The sequence below is a fragment of the Hymenobacter metallilatus genome (assembly GCF_003944705.1).
GTDB classification, from domain to species: domain Bacteria; phylum Bacteroidota; class Bacteroidia; order Cytophagales; family Hymenobacteraceae; genus Hymenobacter; species Hymenobacter metallilatus.
Window position 1 is genome coordinate 96,810 of record NZ_RWIS01000006.1, and the last position, 12,154, is coordinate 108,963.

At 62.1% G+C, this 12,154-nt stretch carries 10 protein-coding genes; 5 read left to right on the forward strand and 5 right to left on the reverse strand.

The window, feature by feature from the left end; all coding sequences use genetic code 11:
- Positions 1–137: 137 nt before the first annotated feature.
- Positions 138–2,306 carry a M43 family zinc metalloprotease gene (locus EI290_RS10545; RefSeq protein ID WP_125429522.1) on the reverse strand — a complete coding sequence of 723 codons (2,169 nt, stop codon included), beginning with the start codon at positions 2,304–2,306 and terminating at the stop codon, positions 138–140.
- A 164-nt stretch (positions 2,307–2,470) separates the two neighbouring features.
- Positions 2,471–3,130, reverse strand: a complete 660-nt coding sequence (locus tag EI290_RS10550) for a protein-L-isoaspartate(D-aspartate) O-methyltransferase (RefSeq protein WP_125429525.1) — start codon at positions 3,128–3,130, stop codon at positions 2,471–2,473.
- 198 nt (positions 3,131–3,328) lie between these two features.
- On the opposite strand from EI290_RS10550, the gene EI290_RS10555 reads away from it, so the two are divergent.
- From EI290_RS10555 to EI290_RS10565, 3 genes are all read left to right on the forward strand, one after another.
- A complete protein-coding gene (locus EI290_RS10555) occupies positions 3,329–4,744 on the forward strand; it encodes a sugar transferase (protein ID WP_246008919.1) in 1,416 nt (471 codons plus the stop codon).
- 148 nt (positions 4,745–4,892) lie between these two features.
- On the forward strand, positions 4,893–5,483 hold the full coding sequence (locus EI290_RS10560) for a riboflavin synthase (protein ID WP_125429528.1): 591 nt from the start codon (positions 4,893–4,895) through the stop codon (positions 5,481–5,483).
- Between the two features lie 218 nt (positions 5,484–5,701).
- Complete coding sequence (locus EI290_RS10565) at positions 5,702–6,157, forward strand: hypothetical protein (RefSeq protein WP_125429531.1); 456 nt, start codon at positions 5,702–5,704, stop codon at positions 6,155–6,157.
- A gap of 54 nt (positions 6,158–6,211) precedes the next feature.
- Here the strand turns inward: EI290_RS10565 and EI290_RS10570 are convergent, their stop codons facing one another.
- Positions 6,212–6,784 (reverse strand): phosphatase PAP2 family protein, encoded by a 573-nt coding sequence (locus tag EI290_RS10570; RefSeq protein WP_125429534.1) that lies wholly within the window; start codon positions 6,782–6,784, stop codon positions 6,212–6,214.
- Positions 6,778–7,734, reverse strand: coding sequence for an oxygen-dependent coproporphyrinogen oxidase (hemF, locus tag EI290_RS10575; protein WP_262706453.1), 957 nt, complete (start codon positions 7,732–7,734; stop codon positions 6,778–6,780). Before hemF ends, EI290_RS10570 begins: the two co-directional genes overlap by 7 nt.
- A 228-nt stretch (positions 7,735–7,962) precedes the next feature.
- Between hemF and EI290_RS10580 the strand changes: the two genes are divergently transcribed.
- A complete protein-coding gene (locus EI290_RS10580) occupies positions 7,963–8,994 on the forward strand; it encodes an MBL fold metallo-hydrolase (protein ID WP_246008920.1) in 1,032 nt (343 codons plus the stop codon).
- 121 nt (positions 8,995–9,115) lie between these two features.
- Here the strand turns inward: EI290_RS10580 and EI290_RS10585 are convergent, their stop codons facing one another.
- Positions 9,116–9,643, reverse strand: coding sequence for a GNAT family N-acetyltransferase (locus tag EI290_RS10585; protein ID WP_125429542.1), 528 nt, complete (start codon positions 9,641–9,643; stop codon positions 9,116–9,118).
- A gap of 132 nt (positions 9,644–9,775) precedes the next feature.
- On the opposite strand from EI290_RS10585, the gene EI290_RS10590 reads away from it, so the two are divergent.
- Positions 9,776–11,986, forward strand: coding sequence for an alpha-ketoacid dehydrogenase subunit alpha/beta (locus tag EI290_RS10590; RefSeq protein ID WP_125429545.1), 2,211 nt, complete (start codon positions 9,776–9,778; stop codon positions 11,984–11,986).
- Positions 11,987–12,154 lie beyond the last annotated feature (168 nt).

Genomic DNA, 12,154 nt, shown 5'->3' on the forward strand with positions numbered 1-12,154 from the left:
ATTACAGGGGGCAAAGGTAGCAGGTATGGAGAAGCAAGAGGAGAGAAGGGCATACAAAGAAGTGAGAGGGTAGACTTCTGTTCGGCGGGTCAGGCCCGGAACAGAAATCTACCCTCTCGCTTTTCGGTCTTACTATGCTACTCCGGCACTACTACGCGCAGGCTGTAGGGCTGCTGCCCGACAATCAGCTGCACCACGTATACCCCGGCCGGAAGCTGCGTCGCCCCCGCCAGGGGCAGGGTAAATGTGCCCGGGGCATAGCGCCGCTCCGAGAGGCGGTGTACTTCCCGGCCCAGTACATCCAGCACCCGCAGCTGCACGGTAGCCGCCGCGGCCAGCGTAAACTGCACCGTGGTTTGCGCGGTAAGGGGGTTAGGAGCCACGCTGATCTGGTGCTGGGCCGGGTCGGCGGGGCGGATAGCCGTAACGGCCGATGTACCTACCCGCACGTTATCCAGGTAGAAGTTGTTGCCACCCCCGCTCGTGAGCTGGAAACGCAGCTGTAACCGGGGGCTGCCCTGCACCGAGCCCGGCAGCGGCACCGCCAGCAGCCGCCAGTCGCTGAGCGAATCGGGGGCGTACCCGCCGAAGCGCTGGTTGCCCTGGGTGTTCAGCTGACCAGCGGTGTAGGTGATGAGCGGCACCCAGGTACTGCCGCAATTAATGGAGTAGGCCACCTGCAGCTGGTCGGTTTCAACTCCCGAGCGCACCCCATAGGCCCGGTCGAAAAATACCTGCACGCCCGCCGGCACGGCCGCCAGGTTAATGTTCGGGGAAATCAGGGTGCTGACGGTACCGCTGGCAATAACGGGCGTGCGCACCACCAGATACGCCGCCCCATTGCTGGCCACTGAACCGGTTTGCCGCTCCCACTTGTAGAACGAATTGTTGGAGCTACTGATCAGCCAGTTGCGCAGCGAGGGCGCCGCCTCATTCTCCGGGAAGCCGGCATTCTCGAACGACTCCGCCACCGGGGCCTGCAGGCCGGCACTCGCTCCCGCTACCTGAATCAGGTTTGGTTGAGTTTGGCTGCTGCTGCCATCGGGGGTAGTAATGGTGAGCGTGACGCTGTAGATGCCCGCCGTGGGGTAGGTAACGGTGGGAGTACGGGCCGTGGAGGTAGCCGGCAGCCCCCCCGGAAACGACCAGCTGTACTGCGTAGTGGCCGCGTTGTAGGTGAAATTATAGGAGTAATCGGTGAATGTAACCGTGCTGCCCTCACAAACAGCCTGCACCGAGGGGCGGAAGGCAATGATGGGGGCACAGGCCGGGGCCGAGTAGCCGTCGTTGGTACCGGTAGTCCGTAGGTTGGTGGCCGATACCAGAGTGCTGCGGCAGGTACGGGTAAGGGAAGCCCGCATCACCGCTTTCTGGCCTTCGGTAAACATGCGCGAGCAGCTGGCATAGTCCATGTAGTTCTGCACGTTGGCCAGTACACCGCAGGGAGCATAATTCAGGTTGCAGTCCTGGTTGCTGCCGCTGGTATTGGGCGTATCGGCAATGCCGTCGTCAATGTTGCAGTTGCTGGGCAGGCCCACGCTGTTGGAGTTGCCCCAGGTATGCGGCAGGCCAAAGTAGTGTCCCACTTCGTGGGTGAGGGTACGGCGGCAGAAGTTGGAACCACAGGAGCGGCCCACGCCCCCGAACTGAGCATTCCGCACCACAATACCATCCAGGGTTGCGCTGGGGCAGGGCAGGTAGGCATAGCCACCCGCGCCATTGGCGTTGTCGGATACCCAGATGTTAAGGTAACGGCTCGGGTCCCAGCGGATCAGGTTCTTAACCGTATTGTCGCCCACGGAGGTTTGCGCCGAATAAGTGCGCGTGATGCCGGTGGTGCAGTTGCCGTTGGGGTCCAGCCGGGCCAGCCGGAACCGGAAGCCCACGTTGGCATAAATCGGCTGAAAGTCCCGGATGACGTCGGCCGTATCCGGGTTGGTTTTGCTGAAATCTTGGTTCAGAATCCGGATGGCATCCTGTACCTGGGCATCGGTGATGTTGTTAGCCCCGCCGGTATGGATAATGTGCACCACTACCGGCACGGTCACATCGGGCTGGGCCAGCAGCCGGGCCCGGTCGGTGCTGCTCATGCTGCCCACGGCCTGCATAAAAGCCCGATATTCCCGCTCTGCGGCGGGGTTGCGTGCAAACTCAGCCTGCTGGGCGCTGTCGAAGGCGCAACGGTAGCCGGTGCGGTGCAGCGGGTGCGGGTCGGGGGTGGGGCGGAGAGTGGGCTGCGCTTCCGCAGCGGGCCCGCGCAGCAGGCTCACGGCCAGCGTAGCCAGCACGAGTAGTGTTTTCAGCATAGATGCAGAGGTAAATAACAAGCCGAAGCGGCTGAGCTGACCCTGAGTACCGCAGCAGCAGTGCCCAACGCCTCAGCAAGATACAACTCCAGCGCCCGGTGCAGGCGGCTGGGCGCTGATTTTTTGCTGTTCCACAAAAGCCTGCTTCGGGCCCCCTGTCGGAGCTAGCCGGCCTGGCCCCAGCCCGCCTGCCCCAGCAGGGGCACAAACCGGAACTCCTCCAGCTCCTGCCGCGAAAATTCTTCTTCGCTCTCCCGCACCACCCGCAGCATCCGCTGGCTGGTTTCGTCGCCTACCGGAATAATCAGGGCCCCGCCTACCCGCAGCTGCCGCAGCAGGGGGCGGGGCAGCACGGGCGCGCCGGCCGTCACCAGTATCTTATCGAAGGGTGCGTGCTGGGGCAAGCCCAGCGACCCATCTCCGCAAAACAGGTGGGGCGCGCGGCCCATATCGGCCAGCCGCCGGGCCGTGCGTGCAAACAGCACCTGGTTGTATTCAATGCTGAATACGTGCGGGGTCAGCTCCAGCAGTACGCAGCACTGGTAGCCTGAGCCCGTCCCAATTTCCAGTACCCGGTCGGTGGGCCGCAACTGCAGCAGCTCGGTCTGGTAGGCCACGGTGTAAGGCTGCGAAATCGTTTGGCCTTCGCCAATCGGAAACGCCTTGTCCTGGTAGGCGTGGGGCTGGAAGGCGGCATCAAAAAATAAGTGGCGCGGCACCAGCCCCACCGCTGCCAGCACCCGCTCGTCGCGGATGCCCTTGCGGCGCAGCTCTTCCACCAGGGCGCGGCGCATTCCTCGGTGGCGGTAGGTGTCGGCGTGCATGGGAGAGGAAGGGAATGAAATGAGTCTGCTGCGGGAAGCCGCCGGGTCAAACCACCGGATTGCGGGGTTTTTCTACCTTTGCGCTGTTTCTGGTACAAGGCCCGGATGGGCTTGGGGGCCCGCCCAAGGCGCAAAACTACGGTGCCTGCCCCACAAAATCACTCCTGGTACCGGCCCGGCCGGTTAGTTCTCTCGCTCTTGATCCGTACTCTCCAAAAACTGAAGCTGATAGCTGCCGACTTCGGAGCGGCCTTGTTGGCGTGGGTTTGTTTTTTTCTGCTGCGGAAATACCTGCTGCGCGAAATAACGGAGGAGTATCATTTCGCCGCCGACGCCGCCTTTCTTTCGGGCTCAGCCCTGATGATTGCCGCCTTTTGGACGGGCTTATACGCACTGCTGGGTGAGTACAATGACATCTTCCGCAAGTCGCGCCTGGCTGAGCTGATCCGCCTGGGCCGGGTTTCGCTGCTGGGGGCCATCCTGATTTTCTTCGTGCTGCTGCTCGACGACCAGGGCGTGCAGAACTATCACAGCTACTACAAAACCATTTCGGCCTACTTCCTGCTGCACTTCAGCATTACGGCCGTGCTGCGGCTCTGGGCCGTAAGCAGCGTGCAGCGCCTGGTGCGCGGGGGCGTCATCTCCTTCAATACCCTGCTGGTAGGCTCCGGGGCCCTGGCCCACGATACCTACCAGGAGCTGCGCCGCACCGGCCGCCACCTGGGCCTGCGGCTGGTGGGCTTCACGCCCCTCGGCGACACCGTAGACGACAAGCTGGCGGCCGAGCTACCCGCCCGGGGCACGTTCCGGCGCCTGCCGGCCCTCATCCGGGCCTTGCACGTGGAGCAGGTTATTATTGCCATTGAGCCCTCGGAGCACCGCGTAATTGAGGAAATCCTGACGCTGCTGGAAGGCTCGCCGGCCCGCATCAGCATCCTGCCCGACCTCTACCAGATGCTGCTGGGCTCGGTGAAGGTAAGCCATGTATTTGGCACGCCCCTCATCGAAATCAAGCAGGATCTGCTGCCCCTGTGGCAGCGGGTGCTCAAGCGGTTGATTGATGTGGTTGCCTCGGTGCTGTTTCTGCTGCTGGCCTGGCCCGTGTACGCCTTCACGGCTGTCATGGTGAAGCTCTCCTCGCCGGGGCCCGTGTTTTACTCCCAGGAGCGCATCGGGCGGCACGCGCAGCCGTTTCGCATCTACAAGTTCCGGTCCATGTACACGGATGCCGAGCAGCAGGGCCCGGCCCTCAGCTCCGACCATGACCCGCGTATCACGCCCTGGGGCCGCTTCATGCGCAAGGTGCGCCTCGATGAGCTACCTCAGTTCTGGAACGTTATCCGGGGCGACATGAGCATTGTGGGGCCACGCCCGGAGCGCCGCTTTTTCATCGACCAGATTGTGCAGATTGCGCCTCACTACCGCCACCTGCACCGCGTGCGGCCCGGCCTCACCAGCCTCGGCCAGGTGAAGTACGGCTACGCCGAAACCGTGCAGCAGATGGTTGAGCGCCTCAAGTTCGACATTCTATACATCGAAAACATGAGCCTGGCCATGGACTTCCGGGTGCTGCTCTACACGCTCAAGATTATTATTGAGGGGCGGGGTAAATGAGTCAATTAAAAATTGAGAATTAAAAATTAAAAATGGCTGTCTGTCCGTCGGCTGTTTTGATTTTTCATGGACTTTCGGATGGTATGATTCCGAAAAATCATCCGCTCAACTTTTAATTTTTAATTCTCAATTTTTAATTAAAAATGCCATGTTCACAGGTATTGTAGAAGGCTTAGGCATCATTCAGGAAGTGCGCCGCGAAGGCACCAACATTCACTTCACCGTGCAGTCGGGCTTTGCCCAGGAGCTGAAAATTGACCAGAGCGTGGCCCACGACGGCGTGTGCCTGACGGTGGTGGCCGTGGACGGCATGGCCGGCACCCACGTGGTTACGGCCATTGATGAGACGTTGCAAAAAACCAACCTGGCCCACTGGGCGCCTGGTCGCCGCGTAAACCTGGAGCGGTGCCTGGCGGCCAACGGCCGCTTCGACGGCCACATTGTGCAGGGCCACGTGGACCTCACGGCCGAGTGCGAATCGGTGGAGGACCAGAACGGCAGCTGGCTCTACCGGTTCCGCCACGAGCCCGGCCCCGGCCGCGTAACCGTGGAAAAAGGCTCCATCTGCATTAACGGCACCAGCCTCACCTGCTTCAACAGCACCGACGATGGCTTCTCCGTGGCCATCATTCCCTACACCTACGAGCACACCACCTTCCAGGACCTGCGCCCCGGCCACCGGGTAAATCTGGAGTTCGACATCGTGGGCAAGTACGTGGCGAAGCTGCTGGGGAAGTAGGCAAGCGGTGGTATTTTGGGGCTCTGACCAAATAACTGTAGTTCACTCATGAAGAAAGCGCTATTGCCAGTTATTGTGCTTGGTTTACTGACTGCTGCCTGTAACCACGCGCGGCAAAACTCGCCAGGCGGTGTGGCTGCGGCCGGTGGTAAACCAGTTGAAGCCGCTCCGCCCGCAGCAAGCGCATCGGAGCCGCCTGAGTTGGAGATTATAACCCCGTGGTGTTAGTTAACAAGCACACGATACTACCGCTGCAAACCAGCGTCGCGGAGCTGACCCAATACATAGGTAAGCCCGATGCGGTTGAGAGGGGTACCATCGAGTGTTGCGGCTACTTCGACACACCACATTCTGACCCCAGCGACGCCGTAATGTATTGCTACGGTGCGTCAGACTTTGAGGTGTACGGCCAGAAGGCGGTTATGCGCACCATTGGCTTCCAGAGCGGCAGATTCAAGGCTAGGCTGGATGGCACCCTGGTGGATAGTGCCACAACACTGGCACACATTCAGCGGCTGTATCCGCAAGCCGGACAGCAAGGTGGAGTGCAGAAGACAAACACGGCCTCCTTCTGGGTTATTACTCTGCGAACTGGTGAGATTTCCGACGATGCTTGGGTATTAAAGTTTCAGCGCGGTAAGCTCGCTCAGCTGGAATACTATATTCCGAGCTGAACAGCTGTACCCGGCGTATACACTAGTTTTTCGGCCGGGCAGCAGCGCTTGGCGCTAGGCCTGCGCAAACCAGCGCGCCGCCATTCGCTCATACGCCCAGGCGCAGAGCCAGGCTAAACCGGAGCCGAGCAGGGCACCGGCCAGCACATCGGAAGGATAATGTGCGGCCAGGTAAATGCGGCTATAGCTCACCAACACGGCCCATCCGAACAGCAGCCACTTGGCCACGCGGTAGCGGCGGGGCAGTACCAAGGCTACAAACACGGCCAGCGCGAAGGCATTGGCCGCGTGCGAGGAAATAAACCCAAACTGGCCCCCACACCCATTTACCAGGTTCAATGTGGCCGAGAGGTCGGGGTCGTGGCAGGGACGCAGGCGGGCGAAGTAGGGCTTGAAGAAGCGGCTGGAAATCAGGTCGGCCAGGGCTACGCTCAGGCCCAGCAAGGGCAGCAGCAGGCGGGCCCGGCGGCCGTAGAGATAGGCCAGTACCACCAGCAGGACTAAATAGGCCGGAAACCAGACAAACCGTTCGGTAAAGAACACCATCCACGCATCCAGCCGGGGCGTACGGTGGGCGTTGGCCGCTACCAGCAGCCAACGGTCCAGGGCTTGCAGCTGCGCTAACACGCGGTAGTGGGTGTGGGTTGGGCGCTCAGCCAGTCGACGCCCTTGCGCAGCCAGCGTTGGGTATCAAACTCCGCCGTGCCAGGCTCGGGCTGCAGATTATAGTGCCACTCGGCCTGGGGCGGCAGACTCATGAGGATACTCTCGGTGCGGCCCCCGGTTTCCAGCCCGAAGCGCGTACCCCGGTCGATGGCCAGGTTGAACTCGGCGTAGCGGCCCCGGCGCACCAGTTGCCACTGTTTCTGCGGCTCAGTGTAGGGCAACCCGGCATTTTGGCGCAGTAGCGTGGTGTAGGTGCGCCCATACACCTCGGCCACGTCGCGCACGAAGGCGAACAGGCTGTCGGCATCGGCTTCCTGGCCCACGATGAGCCGGTCGAAGAAAATGCCGCCGATGCCCCGGGTTTCCTGGCGGTGCGGAATGTAAAAATACTCGTCGGCCCACTGCTTGAACCGCTCGTAGTAAGCCGGGCTATGGCGCTGACAGACCTCGGCAATCTGCTCATGAAACCAGCGGGCCTGCTCCACGTCCACATAAATTGGGGTGAGGTCCAGGCCACCGCCGAACCAGGCTTCCCCATTGCCGGCCTCAAAATAGCGCACGTTCATGTGGGAGATGGGCACGCGGGGGCTGCGCGGGTGCTGCACCACCGATACGCCGGTGGCAAAATAATTTGGGTCAGGCATGAGCAGCACGCGGGCCGCCTGTTCGCTCATCTGGCCTTCCACAGCCGAGAAATTCACCCCGCCCTTCTCAATAATAGCGCCTGCAGTAAGAATGCGGCTGCGCCCCCCGCCGCCGCTGTGGTGCTGCCAGGCATCCTCGCGGAAGCGGCCCGGCCCGTCGGTGGTTTCCAGCTGCTGGCACAGCCAGTCCTGAAACTGGCGCATCCAGGCTTCCACCGTGTCGCGGAAGCGGGCGTGGGGGGTAGGAAGGGGGAAGGGAGAAAGCACGGGAATCTGCATGCAAACGGAGCCGCCGGGCAGCAGGGCAGCAGGCCGGCTAAACTAGACCGATACGCTTACCCCTGGCGGCAAAAAGTGGAGCGGTGATACAAACGGCAAAGGTAGCTAATTCCGGCCGCGGCGCAGCGCCGTCATCATCGTGCCACGTAGGGTAAAGTAAATCGGCTGGCATTACGTCTGCCAGCGTACCCGGCCCGGTTAGGCCGACTTATGTATATGCTCCACGTTTTCGGGAAAAATCCCAGCAGTGCAATTCAGCGGCATTTCACCCGCCTTGCCAACTACCAGAATGGCCGCTTTCAGAACCTGGGCGGGGTGAAATTCAGCCCCGGTGAGGCCCCGATGGGCAAGATGCTGCTCGATTTTTTGCGGAAGCCCCGCACCGTTACCCCGTCCCGCCCGCTGCCCAGCGTGCAAACCGATTTGCACCATCCGGCCACGGAGCAGCCCACCATCATCTGGTTCGGCCACTCGTCTTACCTGATTCAGGCCCGGGGGCTCAACATTCTGGTAGACCCCGTGTTCAGCGGAGCGGCCTCCCCGGTGTCGTTTGCGGTGAAAGCCTACGCCGGCGCCGATGCGTACACTGTGGCTGACCTGCCACCCATCGACGTGCTGGTGCTCACCCACGACCATTACGACCACCTCGACTACACTACCGTAGCCGAGCTGCGGCCAAAAGTGCAGCACGTGGTTACGCCCCTGGGCGTGAGCGGCCACTTGTGGGCCTGGGGCTACGCGCCAGAGCAGCTTACGGAGCTCAACTGGCACGAAACGGCTGAGCCGGTACCGGGCGTACAGCTCACGGCCACGCCCGCCCAGCACATGTCGGGCCGCAGCCTGGCGCCGCAGCGCACATTGTGGGCCTCCTACGTGCTGCAGCTGGATGACTACCGGTTGTTTCTGGGCGGCGACAGTGGTTATGGGCCGCACTTCCGGGCCATTGGGGAGCAATACGGGCCGTTTGATGTGGCTTTGCTCGAAAACGGCCAGTACAACCTAAGCTGGCACGCCATTCATTGCCTGCCCGAGGAAACAGCCCAAGCCGCCCAGGACCTCGGTGCCAGGCTGCTGCTGCCGGTGCACTGGGCTAAGTTCACGCTGGCCTATCACCCCTGGAACGAGCCCATTCAGCTGGTTCTTACGGCCGCTGATGCCGCCGGTCTGCCCGTCACGGTGCCGCGCATCGGTGAAGCCTACACGCTGGGCACTCCGCCAAAGCGGGAAGCGTGGTGGGCGTTTGAGTAGTCCAGGGCTGTTATTGTAAACGAGGTAAAAAAGCTGAGCCCCTGCATTCAGGCGTTAAACTCCAATTGTTTACCAGAGTTAGAATAACAGTGAAAGGCCTTAAATAAAGCGGAAAAAGCTGCTAGAGCTCTTTCCGCAGCACCAAGAGCACCAGCGGCTCGGGGTGGCGCGGAATGCCGAAGCGGGTATCGGTGGGAAAGTCCACGGTGGCGCCGGTACGGCGGAAGCCCAGCCGCTCGTACCAGGCCAGCAGCTCGTGGCGCACCGAAATAACGGTGATGCGAATCCCCGTGCAGCCCTGGCGGCGCGCGTGCGCCTCGGCGGCCATTACCAGCTGCCGGCCCAGGCCCCGGGCCTGCCGGGTAGGCTCCACGGACAGCATGCCCAGGTACAACTCGGGGCCTTGCTGCTGCAGGTATACGCTGCCCACCAGCTCCTGCTCGGCCGTGCGCGCCAGCAGAAACATAGCACCGGCGGCGTGCAGCTGTTCCCGCAAATCGGCCTCGTCGGTGCGCTGCCCGGCCAGCAGGTGGGATTCGGTGGTCCAGCCCTGTTCAGCAGCCTCGCCCCGGTAGGCCCGGTTTACCAGGTGGTTGAGGGCAGGAATATCGGCGTCGGTGGCGGGGGAGAAGGTGAGGGTAGCGAGCATGGGGCAAAGCTACGCAACGCGGGTGGCTGAACGGGAGGCCGGGGCAGTACGGGCATCTGAACCGCCCGCATCCGGGCCGGTTTTCCTCATCAGTGCCTTTGCGTACCTTCGCCCCGCACTCACCACCCACCCATGACTGCTGAAACTGCTGCTGCTCTGGAAACGGAAGCTTCTCTCACCCGCCCCGATGCGGCCACGCTGCGCCGGGCCTATCTGCTGATGCGCACGGCCGATGAAATGGCCCGCCTCTACGAAGAAAACAAGGCCGTAACGGCCCGCTACGTACACGCCACGGCCCGGGGCCACGAGGCCATTCAGCTGGCTGCCGCCTGCTTTCTGGGCCCCCAGGACTACGCCGCACCCTACTACCGCGACGATGCCATGCTGCTGGGCATGGGCCTGCAGCCTTACGAGCTGATGCTGCAGCTCATGGCCAAGCGCGACGACCCGTTTTCGGGCGGCCGTACCTACTACAGTCACCCTTCCTTACGCCGGGCCGGTTTTCCTACCATTCCGCACCAAAGCTCCGCTACCGGGATGCAGGCCATTCCGGCCACCGGCGTGGCCCACGGCATGAAGTATCTGGAAGGGATAAAGGATGAGGGATTAAGGACGAAGGATGAAGGAGTGGAGGCCGGACGGTTGATAGCGCAAAGTGAAGGTTTGTTTCAACAACTAGCGAAGAACCTTTCATCCCTTATTCTTAATCCCTCATCCTTTATCCATAATCCTCTCGTCCTCTGCTCCATCGGCGACGGGGCCATGACCGAAGGCGAAGTGGCCGAGGCCCTGCAGATGGCCGTGCTGCACCAGCTGCCCATCATTTATCTGGTGCAGGATAACGACTGGGGCATCTCGGCCACCGGTCGTGAGATGCGCAGCATGGATGCCTACGAGTTTGCCGCCGGTTTCAAAGGCCTGCACCGGTTGCAGTTCGATGGGGCCGACTTCCTGGCCAGCTACGCCGGCATGCAGCAGGCCGCCGCGTACGTGCGCCAGCGGCGCGGGCCGGTGCTGGTACACGCCAAATGCCCGTTGCTGGGCCACCATACCAGCGGGGTGCGCCGGGAGTGGTACCGCGGCGACAACCTCGCCCAGCATACCCTGCAGGACCCGTTGCCCCGCTTCCATCAGCAGCTGCTGGAGCTGGGATTTGGGGAAGAGGAGCTGCAGCAGCTGGCGGCTCAGGCCCGCACCACGGTGCAGCAGGACTACGAGCGGGCCCTGGCCGCGCCCAACCCCGACCCGGCCACCTTCCAGGACCACGAGTTTGCCCCACCGGCCGTAACCGAAGAAGCCGGGGAGCGGAGCCCCGCCGGGGCCGATAAGGCGCTGATGGTAGACGCCGCCCTGCACGCCGTGGACGACATTCTGCGCGAGTTCCCGGAGGCGTTGTTCTACGGCCAGGATGTAGGTGGGGAACTGGGCGGCGTGTTCCGGGAAGCGGCCCTGCTGGCCAAAAAATACGGCGACGCCCGCGTGTTTAATACGCCCATTCAGGAGGCCTATATTGTGGGCAGCACCGCCGGCATGAGTGCCGTGGGGGCCAAGCCCATTGTCGAAATTCAGTTTGCTGATTATATCTGGCCCGGCCTCAACCAACTGGTGGAGGAGCTAAGCAAATCCTGCTACCTCTCCAACGGCCAGTTTCCGGTGCAAAGCCTGATTCGGGTGCCGGTGGGGGCCTATGGTGGGGGCGGGCCTTACCACTCGGGCTCCGTGGAAAGCACCCTGCTCACCATCCGGGGCATAAAGGTGGTATATCCCAGCAATGCGGCCGATATGAAAGGCCTGCTGCGCGCTGCCTTCCTCGACCCCAATCCCGTGGTGCTGCTGGAGCACAAAGGCTTGTACTGGAGCAAGGTGCCCGGCACTGAGGATGCTAAAACCGTGGAGCCCGCCGCCGGCTACGTGCTGCCCCTGGGCCGGGCCGCCGTAGCCCAGGTGGCCGCCGCCGAAAAGTTGGCTTCGGGCGAAACCTGCGTGGTTATTACCTACGGTATGGGTGTACACTGGGCCAAAACCGCCAGCCGCCAGCTGCCCGGCCAGGTCGAAATCCTGGACCTGCGCACCCTTAACCCCCTCGATTGGGAGGCGGTACAGGCGGCCGTACGCCGCCACGGCAAAGCGCTGGTGCTCACGGAGGAACCCTTGCTGAATTCCTTCGCCGAAAGCCTGGCCGGCCGCATCCAGCGCCACTGTTTCCGCCAGCTGGATGCTCCGGTGTTTACCCTGGGAGCCGCCAATCTGCCCGCCATTGCCCTCAACGTGGAGCTGGAAAAACAGATGCTTCCCAACCCCGACAAAGTCCTGACGGCTCTGCAGGAGCTGCTCGGGTGGTAGTTTTAGGGTAGGAAGGTGTGAGGGTAAGTGTGTGTGAGGGTAGGAGGTAAAAGCCGGTCATCCTGAGCGCAGCGAAGGACCTTATCACGCTGGAACGAGTCGTTGTTACGAAATACCGTTCTAATGTAATAAGGTCCTTCGCTGCGCTCAGGAGGACCGGCTTTTACC